This window comes from Micromonospora cathayae, assembly GCF_028993575.1.
Lineage (GTDB): Bacteria > Actinomycetota > Actinomycetes > Mycobacteriales > Micromonosporaceae > Micromonospora > Micromonospora cathayae.
The window spans coordinates 3,283,945-3,300,016 of record NZ_CP118615.1; the positions used below are offsets into that span (position 1 = coordinate 3,283,945).

The 16,072-nt window shown below is 74.0% G+C and carries 20 protein-coding genes; 7 read left to right on the forward strand and 13 right to left on the reverse strand.

Going from position 1 to position 16,072, the window contains the following annotated elements:
• From PVK37_RS15160 to PVK37_RS15170, 3 genes are all read right to left on the reverse strand, one after another.
• Nucleotides 1–1,092 (reverse strand): lytic polysaccharide monooxygenase auxiliary activity family 9 protein, encoded by a 1,092-nt coding sequence (locus PVK37_RS15160; protein WP_275034650.1) that lies wholly within the window; start codon nt 1,090–1,092, stop codon nt 1–3.
• A gap of 243 nt (nt 1,093–1,335) precedes the next feature.
• Nucleotides 1,336–1,788, reverse strand: a complete 453-nt coding sequence (locus PVK37_RS15165) for a GNAT family N-acetyltransferase (protein ID WP_275034651.1) — start codon at nt 1,786–1,788, stop codon at nt 1,336–1,338.
• Between the two features lie 194 nt (nt 1,789–1,982).
• Entirely contained in the window at nt 1,983–2,243 is a 261-nt protein-coding gene (locus PVK37_RS15170) for a Prokaryotic metallothionein (protein ID WP_275034653.1), read from the reverse strand.
• A gap of 130 nt (nt 2,244–2,373) precedes the next feature.
• Here PVK37_RS15170 and PVK37_RS15175 point away from each other — a divergent pair, with 130 nt between their 5' ends.
• A complete protein-coding gene (locus PVK37_RS15175; RefSeq protein WP_275034654.1) occupies nt 2,374–2,649 on the forward strand; it encodes an isoamylase early set domain-containing protein in 276 nt (91 codons plus the stop codon).
• Nucleotides 2,650–2,669: 20 nt separating this feature from the next.
• On the opposite strand, the gene msrB is transcribed toward PVK37_RS15175, so the two are convergent.
• Entirely contained in the window at nt 2,670–3,074 is a 405-nt protein-coding gene (gene msrB, locus PVK37_RS15180; protein WP_275034655.1) for a peptide-methionine (R)-S-oxide reductase MsrB, read from the reverse strand.
• Between the two features lie 47 nt (nt 3,075–3,121).
• Here msrB and ligD point away from each other — a divergent pair, with 47 nt between their 5' ends.
• The 3 genes from ligD to PVK37_RS15195 all read left to right on the forward strand — a co-directional run bounded on the left by ligD (nt 3,122) and on the right by PVK37_RS15195 (nt 5,584).
• Nucleotides 3,122–4,141: a non-homologous end-joining DNA ligase gene (ligD, locus tag PVK37_RS15185; protein WP_275034656.1), complete on the forward strand. Its 1,020-nt coding sequence runs from the start codon at nt 3,122–3,124 to the stop codon at nt 4,139–4,141.
• A gap of 79 nt (nt 4,142–4,220) precedes the next feature.
• On the forward strand, nt 4,221–5,018 hold the full coding sequence (locus PVK37_RS15190) for a class I SAM-dependent methyltransferase (protein ID WP_275034657.1): 798 nt from the start codon (nt 4,221–4,223) through the stop codon (nt 5,016–5,018).
• Nucleotides 5,019–5,140: 122 nt separating this feature from the next.
• A complete protein-coding gene (locus PVK37_RS15195) occupies nt 5,141–5,584 on the forward strand; it encodes a hypothetical protein (RefSeq protein ID WP_275034658.1) in 444 nt (147 codons plus the stop codon).
• Nucleotides 5,585–5,607: 23 nt separating this feature from the next.
• Here the strand turns inward: PVK37_RS15195 and PVK37_RS15200 are convergent, their stop codons facing one another.
• Both PVK37_RS15200 and PVK37_RS15205 read right to left on the reverse strand, forming a co-directional pair.
• Complete coding sequence (locus PVK37_RS15200; protein ID WP_275034659.1) at nt 5,608–6,522, reverse strand: hypothetical protein; 915 nt, start codon at nt 6,520–6,522, stop codon at nt 5,608–5,610.
• Nucleotides 6,523–6,585: 63 nt separating this feature from the next.
• Nucleotides 6,586–7,071, reverse strand: a complete 486-nt coding sequence (locus PVK37_RS15205) for a GNAT family N-acetyltransferase (RefSeq protein WP_275035127.1) — start codon at nt 7,069–7,071, stop codon at nt 6,586–6,588.
• A gap of 214 nt (nt 7,072–7,285) precedes the next feature.
• Here PVK37_RS15205 and PVK37_RS15210 point away from each other — a divergent pair, with 214 nt between their 5' ends.
• Nucleotides 7,286–7,798 carry a potassium channel family protein gene (locus tag PVK37_RS15210; RefSeq protein WP_275034660.1) on the forward strand — a complete coding sequence of 171 codons (513 nt, stop codon included), beginning with the start codon at nt 7,286–7,288 and terminating at the stop codon, nt 7,796–7,798.
• Here the strand turns inward: PVK37_RS15210 and PVK37_RS15215 are convergent.
• Nucleotides 7,725–9,287, reverse strand: coding sequence for an alpha/beta hydrolase (locus PVK37_RS15215; RefSeq protein ID WP_423791082.1), 1,563 nt, complete (start codon nt 9,285–9,287; stop codon nt 7,725–7,727). The two genes, PVK37_RS15210 and PVK37_RS15215, sit on opposite strands and share 74 nt — an antisense overlap.
• Before the next feature lie 67 nt (nt 9,288–9,354).
• Nucleotides 9,355–10,455, reverse strand: coding sequence for an ATP-dependent DNA ligase (locus PVK37_RS15220; protein ID WP_275034662.1), 1,101 nt, complete (start codon nt 10,453–10,455; stop codon nt 9,355–9,357).
• A gap of 135 nt (nt 10,456–10,590) precedes the next feature.
• On the opposite strand from PVK37_RS15220, the gene PVK37_RS15225 reads away from it, so the two are divergent.
• Both PVK37_RS15225 and PVK37_RS15230 read left to right on the forward strand, forming a co-directional pair.
• Nucleotides 10,591–10,803: a hypothetical protein gene (locus PVK37_RS15225; protein ID WP_275034663.1), complete on the forward strand. Its 213-nt coding sequence runs from the start codon at nt 10,591–10,593 to the stop codon at nt 10,801–10,803.
• A gap of 121 nt (nt 10,804–10,924) precedes the next feature.
• Entirely contained in the window at nt 10,925–11,428 is a 504-nt protein-coding gene (locus tag PVK37_RS15230) for a DUF1990 family protein (protein ID WP_275034664.1), read from the forward strand.
• A gap of 67 nt (nt 11,429–11,495) precedes the next feature.
• Here PVK37_RS15230 and PVK37_RS15235 read toward each other — a convergent pair whose 3' ends face one another.
• The 5 genes from PVK37_RS15235 to PVK37_RS15255 all read right to left on the reverse strand — a co-directional run bounded on the left by PVK37_RS15235 (nt 11,496) and on the right by PVK37_RS15255 (nt 15,880).
• Nucleotides 11,496–12,401 carry a DNA-3-methyladenine glycosylase family protein gene (locus PVK37_RS15235; RefSeq protein WP_423791042.1) on the reverse strand — a complete coding sequence of 302 codons (906 nt, stop codon included), beginning with the start codon at nt 12,399–12,401 and terminating at the stop codon, nt 11,496–11,498.
• A 241-nt stretch (nt 12,402–12,642) separates the two neighbouring features.
• Nucleotides 12,643–13,287 (reverse strand): hypothetical protein, encoded by a 645-nt coding sequence (locus tag PVK37_RS15240; RefSeq protein WP_423791043.1) that lies wholly within the window; start codon nt 13,285–13,287, stop codon nt 12,643–12,645.
• Nucleotides 13,288–13,487: 200 nt separating this feature from the next.
• The gene (locus PVK37_RS15245) at nt 13,488–14,270 is read right to left on the reverse strand and encodes a zf-HC2 domain-containing protein (protein WP_275034666.1); all 783 of its coding nucleotides are present in this window, start codon (nt 14,268–14,270) and stop codon (nt 13,488–13,490) included.
• Nucleotides 14,267–14,959 (reverse strand): sigma-70 family RNA polymerase sigma factor, encoded by a 693-nt coding sequence (locus PVK37_RS15250; protein ID WP_275034667.1) that lies wholly within the window; start codon nt 14,957–14,959, stop codon nt 14,267–14,269. The genes PVK37_RS15245 and PVK37_RS15250 overlap by 4 nt, the downstream gene beginning before the upstream one ends.
• Before the next feature lie 63 nt (nt 14,960–15,022).
• Nucleotides 15,023–15,880, reverse strand: a complete 858-nt coding sequence (locus PVK37_RS15255; RefSeq protein WP_275034668.1) for a spermidine synthase — start codon at nt 15,878–15,880, stop codon at nt 15,023–15,025.
• Nucleotides 15,881–16,072 lie beyond the last annotated feature (192 nt).

The following is a 16,072-nucleotide window of genomic DNA, read 5'->3' on the forward strand; positions in this document are numbered from 1 at the left end:
TCACGCGGTGGTGGAGCAGGTCACGGGCGGCAGGCTGGTGCTGCTGCCCGAGGCGGTGAAGCCGAAGCTGGTGCTCGCTCCGGCGCCCAGGCTGCCGTTGTAGGCGACGTTGGTCGCCGCCACGGTGCCACCGCTGGTGGTGAGGTTGGCGTTCCAGAACTGGCTGATCTGCTGGCCGCTCGGCAGCGACCAGGTGACCCGCCAGCCCCTGATCGCGGCGCTGCCGGCGGTCACCTTGACCTCACCCTGGAAACCGCCGTTCCACGACGAGGTCACCGAGTAGGTGGCGGAGCAACCGTTCCCGGCGGGCGGCGGAGTGGTCGGCGGCGGCGTGGTGGGCGGCGGGGTGGTCGGCGGGGGCGTGGTCGGGGGCGGGGTGGTGGGCGGAGTCGTGGTGCCACCGAAGTTGACGTCACTGCACAGGTAGTACGACTGGTCCAGGTGGCTGGCCTGCCAGATGGTGTAGACGATGTGCCGGCCGGTGCGGCCCGGCGCGTTGGCCGGGATGCTGATCTCGACACCCTCGGGGACCTTCTGCCACTCCGAGGCAGGGGTGTTGCCGATCTGGCCGACCAGTTCCAGGTCGCTCCAGGCCAGCGGCTTGGTGAGCGCGTTGAAGCCCTGCTTGGTGGCGTACACCCGGATGTAGTCGGCGCCGTGGCTGGCCTGGTCGAAGAACCGGATGCGGAAGCTGTTGGCGATGTTGGTCGTCTTCCACGCGCCGACCGTGTCGAGGGCGTTGTAGCGCCCGTTCTGGGTCCGGCCGCCGGAACAGAGTTGGCCGTCCGGGATGGCACCCTGGTGGTTGCCGGCGACGCCCTCGCGGAACAGGCCGTTCCAGTTCCACATGGCCTGCGGGTCGGCCTGCCAGGCCTGCCAGCACATCGGGTCCTGGTTGGCCATGTCAGGGTTCTGGAAGTCGCTGCCCCAGCGCTGCCAGCAGCCGTAGTTGCGGGACGCGGGGTCGAGCACGTTGCCGTGGGCGGAGGCGGGGTTGGTCAGCGCCGTGGTCAGGAGCAGCACGCCGGTCGCGGCGGCGGCGAGCAGCCCCGCCACGAGCGGCTTGCGACGGGTACGGGTCAGGATGGACATGAGCCTTCCAGGGGGAGTGTCGGACTGACGTCGTCCGGCCGGGAGTGCCCGCTCCCGCGCCGACTGTGCGTGGCTCCCGCGGCGGCTCTGCTGCGCAGAATGCCATTTCTATAGTCGTCAGTCAATCCCTGCCCGGTTCGGGCTGCGGGTACGAGACCCTGCCTTGCTCGGTTGGGGCTGTGGCGCGATGCCCTGCCCGGCCCGGCTGCCCGGTCCGGTCCGGCGCTGGCGGCCGGACCGCCGTCAGGGGGTCGGCTCCCGGCGCATCGGCGTGTGCGGGATGCCGTCCTCGACGTACTCCGGGCCGCTGGCCGCGAAACCATGCCCGGCGTAGAAGCCGACCAGATGCGACTGCGCATCCAGGACGCACGGCCGGTGCCCCACCACCGCCAACGCCTCGACCATCAGGCGTCCCGCGTGTCCGTGGCCGCGCGCCGCCGGGGCCACCACCACCCGACCGATCCGTTCGACGCCGCCGGGGTCGGCCAGGATCCGCAGGTACGCCACGGGCGTGCCGTTCTCGGCCAACCACAGGTGCCGGGTGCCCGGCTCGACGTCCCGCCCGTCGAGTTCCGGGTACGGGCAGTTCTGTTCGACCACGAACACGTCGATGCGCAGGCGCAGCAGGTCGTGGAAGGTGCGGGCATCCAGGTCGGCGAAGGAGGCGACCCGCAGGTCGGTGGTACGCGACGGCATCCCGTGATGCTAGGTCCCCGGGTGCCGGCAGCCGGTCGGCCCCCTCGGCGGTGCCTGCCCCGGGCGGTCCGTCGGCTCTCGGCGGTGCCTGCTCCGGGCGGTCGGTCGGCCCTCTCGGCGGTGCCTGCCCCGGGTGGTCCGTCGGCCGGTTGGAGCGGCAGCGGTGGGTGGCCCCGGTAACGGCCCGGTGTTCCTCAGGCGGGGCGGGCGCCGACGGCGTCGGCGATGGCGGCGGCGCGTTCGCCCTCCACCGCGCGGGCGCAGTGCGCCGAGCAGAAGAACCGGCCGGACACCTCGGTACCGTGGCCGACGATCTTGAGCTGGCAGTTCTCGCAGATCGGAGCGAGCTTGTGCACGGCGCACTCGAAGGAGTCGAAGGTGTGCGTGTCACCGCTGACCGTCCGCACCTCGAACGCCATCCAGTAGTCGTTGCCGCAGACCTCACACGTCGCCATGCCCCCAGGGTGCGGCACCGGACCGGGCGTCGGGGGCGGAACGGGCGAAAGCCACCCGGTCGGCGGCGCGTCGTCCCGGGCGTGTCGCGCGTTGGTCCGGGTGAGAGGCCCTGACCGGCGGAGGATCGGCGTGATCAAACGCAGCAAGCTCTTCGGTAACCAGACCCGGGTCACCTTCTGCCTGCCCCGCGACGTCCCGCCCGGGACGGTGAGCGTGGTCGGCTCGTTCAACGACTGGGAACCCGGCCGGCACGAACTGGTCGCCCGCCGCGACGGCACCCGTACCGTCACCGTGAAGCTGCCCCCGGGGGAGTACCGCTTCCGGTACCTGGCCAGTGGCGGCGTGTGGCTGGACGACGAGCACGCCGACGCGCTCGACGAGCGGGGCGGCCTGCTGCTGATCTGAACCCGCCGACCGGCCGTCCGCTACTTCGGTTCCAGGCGGAGGGAGACCGAGTTCACGCAGTGCCGGGTGTCCTTCGGGGTGAACCCCTCGCCGTGGAAGACGTGCCCCAGGTGACTGTCGCAGCGCGCGCAGCGGATCTCCGTACGCCGCATGCCGAGGCTGGTGTCCTCGATCTCCTTCACCGCGCCGGGCAGCGCGTCGTCGAAGCTCGGCCAACCGCAGTGCGAGTCGAACTTGGTGTCGCTGGAGAAGAGTTCCGCGCCACAGGCCCGGCAGTGGTAGACGCCGGCCGTCTTGGTGTCGACGTACTCACCGGTCCACGGGCGTTCGGTGCCGGCCTGGCGCAGCACCCGGAACTCCTCGGGGCTGAGCCGGACCCGCCACTCGTCGTCGGTGCGGGGCAGTTCGCTCTCGGAAAGACTCACCCGTCAACGGTACGCCGGGTGTCACAGGTGTGGCATATGGTCGCGGAATGGGTGGCACCAGCAGGGCGGTCGAGGTCGAGGTCGCCGGGCACACCGTCCGGCTGAGCAGCCCGGACCGGGTGATCTATCCGGGGCGGGGCTTCACCAAGGCCGACGTCTTCCACTACTACCTCGCCGTGGGTGACGGCATCATGCGGGCGCTGCGGCACCGCCCCACCACCCTGCAACGCTTCCCCGAGGGCATCGAGGGGGAGATGTTCTTCCAGAAGCGGGTGCCGGCCCGGGGCGTGCCGCCGTGGGTGGAGACCGCCCGGATCAACTTCCCGAGCGGGCGCAGCGCCGACGAGCTGTGCCCGGCCGACCTGGCCCACGTGGCCTGGGCCGCGCAGATGGGCACGATCGTGTTCCACCCGTGGCCGGTCCGCTCCGCCGACGTGGACCGGCCCGACGAGCTGCGCATCGACCTGGACCCGCAGCCCGGCACCGACTTCGCCGACGCGGTGGTGGCTGCCGGCGAGGTCCGGGCGCTGCTCGACGAGCTGGGGGTGACCGGCTGGCCGAAGACCTCCGGCGGCCGGGGCGTGCACGTCTACCTGCGCATCCAGCCCCGCTGGACGTTCACCGAGGTGCGCCGGGCCACCATCGCGCTGGCCCGGGAGCTGGAACGCCGCCGCCCCGACCTGGTCACCACCGCCTGGTGGAAGGAGCAGCGCGGGGCGCACGTCTTCGTCGACTACAACCAGATGGCCCGGGACCGGACCATCGCCTGCGCGTACTCGTTACGGGCCAACGCACGGGCCACCGTCTCCACCCCGGTTGACTGGGGTGAACTGCCCGACGTCGATCCGGACGACCTGCACCTGGGCAGCGTGCCGGCCCGGTTGGCCGAGCGCGGCGACCCGCACGCCGGCATCGACGACGCCCCGTGGGACATCACCCCGCTGCTGGAGTGGGCCGACCGGGACGACGCGGCCGGCTCGGGCGACCTGCCGTACCCGCCGGACCATCCGAAGATGCCCGGCGAACCGAAGCGGGTGCAGCCGTCGCGGGCCCGCCCGGACAGCTGAGTTCGGATAATGGGATTCCTGTCCCGCATTGAGGGACGGGACGGATAGGTTCGGGGCCCCGGAACGAGGAGGTCCCGCGATGGCCGCCGGTCGCAACGTCTACACCCACGGACACCACGAGACGGTGCTGCGCTCGCACCGCTGGCGCACCGCGGCGAACTCCGCCGGATACCTCCTGCCGTACCTCACCCCCGAGGCGACCCTGCTGGACGTCGGCTGCGGGCCGGGCACGATCACCGTCGACCTGGCCGACCGGGTCGCCCGGGTCACCGCCGTCGAGCCGACCGAGGAGGCGCTCGGGCTGGCCCGCGCCGAGGCCGGCGCGCGGGACGACATCGACTTCCGGGTCGCCGACGTGCACGCGCTGGACCTGCCCGACGCCACGTTCGACGTGGTGCACGCCCACCAGGTGCTCCAGCACGTCGCCGACCCGGTCCGGGCGCTGCGCGAGATGCGCCGGGTGTGCCGGCCCGGCGGGATCGTCGCCGCCCGGGACAGCGACTACGCGGCGTTCACCTGGTTCCCCCGGGTGCCCGCGCTGGACGAGTGGCTCGCCCTGTACCAGCGGGCCGCCCGCGCCAACGGCGGCGAACCCGACGCCGGCCGACGGCTGCTGTCCTGGGCCCGGACCGCCGGCTTCACCGAGATCACCGCCACCGCGAGCACGTGGTGCTTCGCCGACGCCGAGGACCGGCAGTGGTGGGGCGGCATGTGGGCCGAGCGGATCCTGCACTCGGCCATGGCCGGGCAGGTGCTGACCGCCGGTCTGGCCACCCCGGCCGACCTGGCCCGGCTGTCGGACGGCTGGCGGGAGTGGGCCGCCGCCGACGACGGCTGGTTCGCCGTCCTGCACGGCGAGATCCTCTGCCGCGCCTGAGCCGGGCCACCCGCCGCCGGATGCGCGCAGCCGTCCGGCCCGGCGGCGCGCGCCCCCCGGGTCCGGGCGGCCGGTGCCCGCGTACCCGTCGACCGGTGCCCCGGCTCAGGCACACTTGCCGCATGACAGCGGAATCCGACCGGGCCGTCCGGCGACTGGTGGGGGTCTACCACGCCGACGGCGGACTCCGGGGCGAACTGGCGTACCTGGTGGGGAAGGTGCGGGGCACCGCCGACTGCGCGCTCTGCGACACCACGCACGGCCGGCTCGGTCGGCGGCGGGAGTGGAAGGACCTGCTGCCCGAACTGGGCGTACCGGTGGACCTGGTGCACCTCAACGAGCGCAGCCCGGCAGTCCGGGCGGCGAGCGAGGGGCGTACCCCCTGCGTGCTGGCGGTGACCGCCGACGGGCCGGAACTGCTGCTCGGCCCGGAGCAACTCGCCGCCGTGCGGGGCGACGTGACCGGCTTCGCGGCGGCGCTGCGGGCGGCGGCCGACCGGGCCGGACTGGAGTGGAGCACGAGCCCTACCGCCCGGGAGGCCCCGGGCCGACCGGCGTCGCGCTGACCCCGCCGGCCCCCGACGTCGCGCTACCTGCCGGGCCGCCGCCCGTCGGGCAGCGCGCCGGCGGACGCGATCAGCACGCAACCGAGCAACGCCAGGGCGGTGCCTGCGCCGGGCCGCGCCCCCGACATGCCGGCCGCCTGCCGATACGGGTCGTTCGCCACGAAGTACCAGATCGCCATGATCGAGCTGCCGCAGCCCAGTACGGTGGCGATCGTCCAGCCCCGGCTCGCCTCCCGCCACGGCCGGCGGGCCGCCCCGGTACGCAGCAACGACGGCACCGCCAGCAGGGCACCGGCGAGCGCGAAGGGCAACGCCACGAAGACCAGGTCCAGGCTGCTGTCCACCTCGACCCGGTCCGGGTACTCCCGTCGCCACGACGGCAGGCCGACCGCGACGGCGACGGTGACCCACCCGGCCGCCAGCAGCGCGACGCCGACCCGTCGCCACCGCGACGACGGCAGCGGCGGCACCGCCCGCCGGACCGGGGCCGACCAGATGCCCGCCAGGCAGGCCAGCACCGCGCCGCCGGCCGGCAGCAGCGCCGGGCCGGGTTGGGTGGAAACCTGACCCCGGCCGGTACCGGCGGGGACGTCGAGGGTTCGCACCAGGAGGACGGCGATCATGCCGAGCAGGACGACGAGGACGACCGCCAGACCGGTGCCGGCCAGCCGGAGCCGCCGCTGGGTCCGTCCGGCCGCGAGGGCGACCGCCTCGGTCAGTACCAGCAGGGTGGTGGCTCCGACCAGCCATGGGCCGGCCACCGGGCCGACCGCCGCGATCTTCTGCTCCAGGGCGGCGACCACGACCGGATCGCCGCTGATCGTGCGCCACCGGGTGAACGCGGCCACGACCAGCAGGACGACCGCGAGGGTCAGCCAGGCCACCGACGGCACCCGTGCCGTCCACGCCGCCGGTGTCAGCCGTGCCCGCCGAACCATGGCGGTGAATCTAGCCGAGCACCGCCCCGGGTGGGGGAGTGCCGCCCGGCGGCGGAGAACCGCTCAGAGCGCCAGTTTCATGCCCTCGTGGCTGGCCGTGAACCCGAGCCCGAGGTAGAACCGCTGCGCGTCCGTCCGGCGCTTGTCGGTGGTGAGCTGCACCAGGCCACAGCCGCGCCCCCTGGCCTGGTCGATCGCCCAGGTCAGCATGGCCCGGCCGACGCCCGCGCCACGCCGGTCCGAGCGGACCCGGACCGCCTCGATCAGGGACCGCTCCGTGCCGTGCCGCCCCAACCCCGGGATGTAGGTGATCTGGAGACAACCGATCACCTCGCCGTCCTGTTCGGCGACGACGAGCTGGTTGCGCGGGTCGGCGTCGATGTCGGCGAAGGCCCGCTGGTACGCCTCGTCGACCACCGTGTCACCGGCTGTCGTGTCGGCTGTCGTGTCGTCGACCGCCGCGACCTCACGGGAACGCCCGAGGACGTCGTCGGCGAGCAGGGCCACGATGGCGGCCAGATCCCCCCGGACCGCCGTCCGGCAGTGCACCCCGCCCCGGAGCGTCGGGGACGGGAGGTGTACATCGGCCGGCGCCGCCGTGGCCGAGGGCTGCGGGCTGGCCGGGGGCTGCGGATCGGCCGAGGGCTGCGGGCCGGCCGGGACCGCCGTCCGGAGGGGCGCGTCGGACATGCCGTCGATGATGCCCGACCGAACAGCCGAACCGGCTGGCGGGGGGCGCCGCACAGGAGCAGCATGATGCGGCATGGACCTCCTGCTGCTGCCGTTCCGGCTGGTCTACCGGGGGTTGGTCTGGTTCGCCAACTCCCCCCGCACCCTGATGATCTCGTACCTGCTGATGATCGTGGTGGCCGGCGTGATCTACAGCCACGTCGAACGCAAGAACCCCGCCGACTCGGTGTGGTGGGCGGTGGTCACCGCCTCCACCGTCGGCTACGGCGACATCTCGCCGACCACCTGGCAGGGCCGCACCCTCGCCGCCCTGCTCATCTCGACCATGGTGCTGCTGGTCATCCCGCTGATCACCGCCCACTTCGCCAGCCGGCTCATCGTCGACGACGACGCGTTCGAACACGAGGAGCAGGAGGAGCTGAAGGCCGACGTGCGCCGGATGCGGGCGCTGCTCGAGGAACTCGCCACCCGGCACGGTATCGAGCTGCCGGAGCCACCGGCCATCGTCAAGGTCAACGCGCCGGGCAGCGCAGCCCCTCCCGGGGCACCGTCAGGTCGAGCAGGTAGGCGTCGACCGCGTTGGTGACGCAGGCGGTCTGCGGGTACGCGGTGTGCCCCTCGCCGTCCCAGGTCAGCACCCGTCCCACCCCGAGCATCTCGGCCAGCGCCGGGGTCTGCTCGTACGGGGTGGCCGGGTCGCCGGTGGTGCCCACCACCAGGATCGGCGGCGCGCCGTCCGCCTTCCCGGTCGGGTACGGGTCGGGGCGGCCGGGCCATTCCAGGCAGGTCAGCATGCCCACCGCCAGGGCCGGCCCGAACAGCGGGTACGCGGCACGCCACTGCCCCTGCAACTCGCGGATCCGTTGCCGGCTGGGCTTCTCGTCCTCGTCGGCGCAGTTGACGGCCAGATTGGCGTCGAAGAGATTGGAGTACGTGCCGTCCGGGTTCCGCCCGGCGTACGCGTCGGCGAGCCGGAACACGTCGGCCGGATCGCCGCCGTCCAGCTTCTCGATCGCCCGGGCCAGTTCCTGCCAGCCCTGCTCCGTGTAGAGCGACGAGATGACCGCGTAGAACACCCAGCCGGAGGTGGCCCGCCGGCCGTCCGTGCCCTCGACCGGGGAGACCCGGGCCTTGTCGATCGCCGAGGTCACCGCGCCCCGGGCGTCCGGGGCCAACGGGCAACGGTCGGCGTTGCCCGCGCACCACCGGACGAAGTTGTCGAAGGCCCGCTCGAACCCCTTCGCCTGGCTCTCCGAGGCGGCCACCACCCCCTGCCGGGGATCCACCGCGCCGTCGAACACCAGCGCCCGGACCCGCTGCGGGTACAGCTGCGCGTAGACCGCGCCCAGCAGGGTGCCGTAGGAGTACCCCAGGTAGGTCAGCTTCTGGTCGCCGACGGCGGCCCGGACCGCGTCGAGATCCCGGGCGGCCTGCTCGGTGCCGTAGAGCGGCAACTGGTCGCCGTACCGCTGCCCGCAGCCCTGACCGATCCGCTGGTTGAGCGCGACCAGGCCGTCGAACTGCGCGGCCGACTCCGGGTCCGGGTCGTACCCGAAACTGGCGTCCAGGTCGGCGTCGGAGACGCACTCGACCGGGCTGGACCGGGACACCCCACGCGGGTCGAAGCCGACGATGTCGAACCGCTCGGTCACCGTGCCGGGCAGCCCGCCGAACGCCGGACCGAACGACAGGTAGACGGCGGTGTCGACGCCGGAGCCGCCCGGCCCGCCCGGATTGACCACCAGCGACCCGATCCGGTCCCGCTGCTTGGTGGACCGGGCCCGCAGCAGCGCGATCTCGAAGGTCCCGCCGCTGCCCGGACCGGCCGTCGCGGCCGTCCCGCTGGCGCTCCACCGCCGGGGTACGGAGATCCGCGCGCATTCGTACCGCATGTCCGGCGCGGCCCGGCCGGCCACCTCGTCGGCGACCTCCGGGCAGGCCCGCCACCGCGGCGCGGCGCCCGGCGCGGCGGCCGACGGTTCGCCCTCGACCTCGGCGCGGGGCGCGAACGCCGGCACCGTGCACCCGGCGACGACCAGGGCCGACGCCACCAACCCGGCCAGCGTGCGCCGGATCCGGCGGGGACGGGACGGGTCGGGGATACGGCTCACGGACTGCCCTCCATGATCGTTCTGTGGCCGGTCAGGCCGGCCCGGCGGCGGGGACCGGGTCACCCCGGAGCACCTGGTCGACGTCGAAGCGGACCGGCCGTTCCAACTGGTCGTACCCGCAGGAGCGCGGGTCGCGGTCGGGCCGCCAGCGGACGAACTGGGCGGTGTGCCGGAACCGGTCGCCCTCCATGGCGTCGTAGCCCACCTCGACCACCAGCTCCGGGCGCAGTGGCACCCACTCGAGGTTCTTGCCGCCGGTCCACCGGCTGACCCCGCCGGGGATGCGCTGGCCGCGCTCGTGGTCACCGTGCACCCACGGGTGCCCGGCGTCGACGTCCCGGTACGGCTCCAGCTCGGTCAGCAGCTCCGCCCGGCGGGCCATGGTGAACGAGGCGCACACCCCGACGTGGTGCAGCGTGCCGGCGTCGTCGTACAGGCCGAGCAGCAGCGAGCCGACCACCGGGCCGGACTTGTGCCAGCGGAACCCGGCCACCACCGCGTCGGCCGTCCGGGCGTGCTTGACCTTGAACATCGACCGCTTGCCCGGCTCGTACGGCAGGTCGGCCGGCTTGGCGATCAACCCGTCCAGCCCGGCCCCCTCGAAGACGTCGAACCAGCGGCGCGCGGTGTCCAGGTCGGTGGTGACCGGCGTGACGTGCACCGGCGGGCGCACCCCGGCCAGCGCCGCCTCCAGCCGGGCCCGGCGCTGCGGGTACGGCTGGTCGAGCAGCTCCTCGTCGCCGATCGCCAGCAGGTCGAAGGCGACGAAGTCGGCCGGGGTGGTCTCGGCGAGCAGCCGGACCCGGGAGGCGGCCGGGTGGATCCGCTGGGCGAGCAGCTCGAAGTCGAGCCGGGGTTTCCCGTCGGGGCCGTCGCGCCGGATCACCACCAGCTCGCCGTCGACCGCGCAGCGCTCCGGCAACTGGCGGCGGGCCTGCTCGATGACCTCGGGGAAGTACCGGGTGAGCGTCTTGCCGCCCCGGCTGGCCAGCTCCACCTCGGCGCCGTCGCGCAGGACGATGCAGCGGAACCCGTCCCACTTCGGCTCGTACGTCATGCCGTCGGCGGTGGGGATCCGGGCCACGCTCTTGGCCAGCATCGGCTCGACCGGGGGATTCAGCGGCAGCTCCACGGCGACAGTCAACCAGACGGGACCGACAACGGTGAGGCACATCACCGGTGCGTAGCGTGCCCACCTGTCCCGGTCGGTCCCGGTCGTCCCTGCTGACCGATCGGCGTAACCGCAGGTCAGAGCTACCGTCGCCGGGTGCGTGAGTGGGTCTGCGGCTGCTGCGGTCGCTGGCGGGTCAGCGTGGAGCTGATCCGGGGCCGGTACCGGTACCGGCTGGTGCACCGGTACCGGCCGGAGTTCGGCGGCGGCAAGGACGTGCTCGGCGAGGTCGGTTCGGTGCCCGAACTGGCCGACCTGCTGGCCCGGCTCAGCCCGCTGACCCTGGCCGACCTGCGCGAAGCCGACTGACCCTGGTCGCCCTGCGAAGCCGAGTGGCTCTGGCCGACCTGCGCGAAGCGGCTCGGGCGGCTCGGGCGGCTCGGGCGGTCGTATCCTGGCCGGGTCCGCGCCGATCCCCCGGGGAGTGCCCGTGCCGCTGACCTACCCGCACGTCGGGGCCACCCGCACCGGTGAGCTGCCGGCCGGCTGGCGGCACGTCCGGCACCGGGTCCGGCTCCCCGACGGCTGCTTCGGTACCGCCGGCCAGGCCGTGCTCACCTGGCGGCTGCACCGCGCGGCCGGTGTCCGGATCACCGCCGACGCGCCCCGGGCCGCCCCCGGCGTCGCCGTCACCTCCGGCCTCGGGATCGGCCCGCTGCGCCTGGCCGCGCCCTGCGAGGTGGTCTGGACCGTCGACGACGAGCACCGGGCCGGGTTCGGGTACGGAACCCTCCCCGGTCACCCGGCACGTGGCGAGGAGGCGTTCGTGGTGGAACGCGACGACGCCGGCCGGGTCTGGTTCGAGGTACGCGCGTTCAGCCGGCCGGACCGTTGGATGATGCGCGTCGCCGGGCCGGCCGGCCGCGCCTTCCAGCACGGGTACGCCCGCTGGCTGGGGCACACCCTGCGCCGCCTCTGCCGCCACCCGGCCTGACCCCGGGTCGGGCCCGGACCCGCGCCGGTCCGACCCACCGGGCCGGGTCAGCTCGGTCAGCTCGGCCTCAGAAGCGGGCGAACGAGCGGACCGGCATCCGTGGCCCGTACCGGGGAGCCTGTACGCCGCCGGCGGCGAGCAGTACACAGACCCGTCCCCGGTGTCCCCGGAACGGCTCCAGCAGGGCCAGCATCCGGGCGTCGTCGCCCCGCGGCTCACCTGCGAGAGCCCAGGCCACCGTGTTCGGCACGTGGTAGTCGCCGACGCTGACCGCGTCCGGGTCGCCGTACGCGATCCGGACCACCTCGGCGGCCGTCCACGGGCCGACCCCCGGCAGTGCGACCAGTCGACGGGTGGCCTCGCCGGGGTCGGCGCAGCGCTCCAACCGGTCGGCGGTGGCGGCGACGCGGCGCAGCGTCTCGGCCCGTCGCTGCTCCATCCCGAACGGGTGGAAGACCCAGTAGGGCGCGGCGGCGACCCGCGCCGGGTCGGGCGGGAGCAGCAGCGGCTGCAACGGCCCGGGGGCGGGCTCAGCGAAGTGCCGGACCGTCGCCGCGTACGCCCGGTACGCCTCCTGGCCGGTGACCTTCTGCTCCAGCACCGCCCGCAGTGCCTGCCGGAAGACCTGGCCGGTGGCCGGCATCCGCAGCCCACGGTGTCCGGCGGCGAGCCGGGCCACCACCGGATGGGCGGTGGCGAGGTCGGCGAACCCGGTCAGGTCGTCACGCAGCCCGGCGATCGCGTCGGCCCGGTCGAGTACCCGGTCCGCGCCCGGCCCGTACCCCTCGGCGAGCAGGTCGCCGCCGTGGCGGCGCAGCGCCAGGGTGGCCGGACCGTCCGGGGTGCGGACCGCCCACCAGAGGGTGCCGGCGGCGATCCGGGCGCACGGGTCGTACCGGCTGAAGGTCAGCGACCGCACCGTCTCCACGAGCCGGTACTCCGGCGGGGGGCGCAGGGTCCGGGTGGCGGTCACGGTCGCCACTCTGCCACGACCGGTGCCGACCCCGGTGACCTGGTCGGCGGCGGCCGGCGGACCCGTGGACGCGGCGGCCGGCGGGCCGGTGGACCGCGCCGGCCGGTGGACCGCGGCGTCGGCCCTTTCGGGTCGACGCCGCGGCCGGGACGCGGGTGCTTGCCGGTGCACCGCGTCCCCGTCGGCGGGGGTGGCCGGGCCGCCGCCGTCGACTCGGCGACCCGGCCACCCGGATGGGCGGTCAGTACGAGTAGTCGGAGCCGCCGGTCGAGTCGCCCTCGGTGTCGGCGGGCGGGGCGACCGGCTTCGGGGTGCCGGTGGGCAGGCAGCTCAGGTTCTTCTTGCCGTTCGGCTGGACCACGAACCAGGTGCCGCCGACCCCCTGGCCCTTCCACTGGCCCGGCTTCTTGTCCCCGATGTACCGGTACAGCGGCCAGCCGCCCAGGGTGAGCTGCTTGGTGCCGTCCTGCCGGGTGACGGTGCCGACCTTGTCGTCGGAGACACCGTCCAGTGCGGGATCGCCGTCGGTGAGCGCGGGCGGCCAGACCTCGGCGCACGTGTCGACGCAGTTGGAGGCCGGCGGATCGGCGGTGTCCTTGTCGAACCGGTACAGGATCCAGCCGTCCTGGTCGGTGACCACCTCACCCATCCGGGCCACCTCCTTGCCGATCAGTTCGTCGGTCAGGTCGACGTCCTTCGGCGCGTCCTTTGGCGCGTCCTTCGGCGCCGCCGAGGAGTCCGGGGCCGCCGATTCGGTGGGTTCGGCGGCGGCCACCGGAATGGGTGCCGCCTCGCCGGAATCCGCCCCGTTGTAGCCGGCCGGGGCGCAGGCCGTGAGTGCGACCAACGCGCCCGCGGCGATGACCGTCCGCTTCATGAGTGCCACGTGCCCTCCTCGTTTCTGCCAGTTCGCCCAGGAGTACGTGGCCTTCCCCCGTTCAGGTTGAACACCTCGGCGTGGACAATGTCACGTCGATTCGTTGAACCGAACGGACGGCTGATCCGTAATGGACGTCGAGGAAATGTTCGGCCACACAGAACTATCGACATCGGACAATGTGTCCGATGTCGTGGGGAAAGCGTGGGTCAGAGCGTGACGGTCACCAGCGGGGTCGCCACCCCGGCCGCGTCCACCGACTGCACCTGCAACCGCCGGATCTGGTCCCGCGCGGTGGCGGTGTTGGTGGACAACCGCAACGGCACCGAGTTCGCGCCGGTGCCGTACCCACCGGCCGGCACCGACCAGGAGCTGACCACCTCGGTACTGGCGTCGGCGTGCACCAGCACCAGCCGGCACTTGCGAGGGCCGGGCAGTCGGGACACCTGGAACGCGACCTGCGTGCCGAACGGCTCGGCGGCCAGGATCACGTCCAGCCGTACCCCGGTGACCTGGTCGGTCGCACCGGACTTGTCGCCCACGATCTCGTCCGGGCCACCCACCCCGCCGAGGTCCGGCCGGGTGGGACCGGGCTGCGGCGACTCCACCGCCGCGGAACCGGTGGGCAGGGCGACCGGCGGACCGCCGGGTTCCCCGCCGGTCACCGTGCCGATCCCGACCCCGGTGAGCACGCTGAACGCCACCACCGCCGCGGCGGTGGCGAGCACCTGACGCATCCGGGCCCGCCGCCGGTCGGCCCGGACCGCGGCCAGCGTCCGATCCAGCAGGGCCGGATCGGTGGCGGTCTGCTCCACGGCGGTCATGGTGTCCCCGTCGATGCCGGAGAGCAGCCCGACCACCGGCACCATGGTCTCCAGTTCGGCGGCGCACGCCCAGCAACCGGCCAGATGCTCCTCGAACCGTTCCGTGTCCTGCTGGTCCAGCACGCCGAGCGCGTACGCCGCGACGTCCCAGTGGTCGGCCCGGCTCACCCTGTCACCCCCCGTTCCCGCAGAGCCGTACGCAGCGCACGCAGCGCGTAGTACACCCGCGACTTGGCGGTGCCCAACGGCAGCCCCAACTCCTCGGCCGCCTCCGGCACCGTCCGGCCCCGGAAGTACGTCGCCACCAGGATCTCCCGGTGCGACTGGCTCAGCGTACGCAGGGCGTCCGCCACGGTCATCGTCCGCAGCACCTGGTCCGTACTGTCCGACTCGGCGAACGCGGTGAGGTCCCGGTCGTACGTCTCCGCCGGCCGGGCCTGCTCGCTGCGGTGCTCGTCGATGGCGATCCGTCGGGCCACCGTCACCAGCCAGGGGCGCAGCGACGTCTGGCCCTGCGTACCGAGGCGGTGCGCGTTGCGCCAGGCCCGCAGCAGGGTCTCCTGCACGATGTCCTCGGCCCGCTGCCGGTCCCCGCCGGTCAGCCGCATCACGAACATCAGCAACGGCCCGGCGTGCTCGGCGTACAGCAGCCGGATCAACTGGTCGGAGTGACTGGCCTCGGTGGACCGCGCCTGGTGCCGCCCGGGGGCGGGACGGGGTGCCACCGGCTCGTCATGGCGACCGGTGGAGCGGGCGTCGACCCCGCGAGTCGACGTGGCCGGACGGGACGGGGAGCGCGTCGGGGTCCACTTCGCCCTCACCATGTCGCCGTGCCAGCCGGCCGCCACCGCGTGCATGCAGACCTCCGGGGTGCCATTGACATCAGCCGCGCAGTGGTACGGGTCGGGACGCCGGAAGGATCAACGCCGGACGGAGAAAATTCCCGGCGGGGGCGGCGTCGAGTCGGCCGCCCCGTCGTCCCGGACCACGGCCGCGCCACCGGCGAAGCGGTCCAGCTCGTCGCCGGCCACCAGCCGCCCGGGGAACCAGTCCCCGGCGGCCCGCCGGGTCAACGCCGCGACCGGCGGCTCGACCCGTCCGGCGACCAGCACCAGGTTGCCGTACCGGCGACCGCGCAGCACCCCGGCGTCACCGACCAGGCAGGCCCGGGGCAGCACGGCACGGACCGTCGCGACCTGGGCGCGGGCGTACCGCAGCGGCGGCCCGTCGGCCAGGTTCGCCAGGTACCAGCCGTCCGGCCGCAGCACCCGGGCCACCTCGGTGGCGTACTCGACGGAGGTCAGGTGGGCCGGGGTACGGGCACCGGCGAACACGTCGGCGACCACCACGTCGTAGGCGGCGTCCCGGGTGGACGTCAGCACCTCCCGGGCGTCGGCCACCCGGACCCGCAGCCGGGCCGTGGCGGGCCAGGGCAGTGCCCGACGGACCAGATCCACCAGTGCTCCGTCCACCTCGGCCACCCGCTGCGTCGACCCGGGCCGGGTGGCCGCGACGTACCGGGGCAGGGTCAGCGCGCCACCGCCCAGGTGTAGCACCCGCAGCGGCGCGCCGGTCGGGGCCAGCAGGTCGATCGCGGCGGCGAGTCGGCGGACGTACTCGAACTCCAGGTGGGTCGGGTCGGTCAGGTCGACGTGCGACTGCGGTGCGCCGTCGAGCAGCAGCGTCCACGATCCGGGCCGGTCGACGTCCGGCACGAGTTCCGCCCGCCCGGTGTCGACCTGCTCGACCACCCGCTGTTCGTCCCGCCTGCGCCCCACCCCGCCCAGTATCCCCACCACCCCGCCCCCCAATCCCACCCGCCCCCACCCAGCCCCCCACCCAGCCCTCCACCCGCCCCCGCCGCGGGCACCGCTCGGTTGACCATGAAGTTGTTGTCACCCCGCCCGGCGTGTCGCGACAACAACTTCATGATCAACGCGGCGGGGGCAGGATCAACGCAGCGGGGGCAG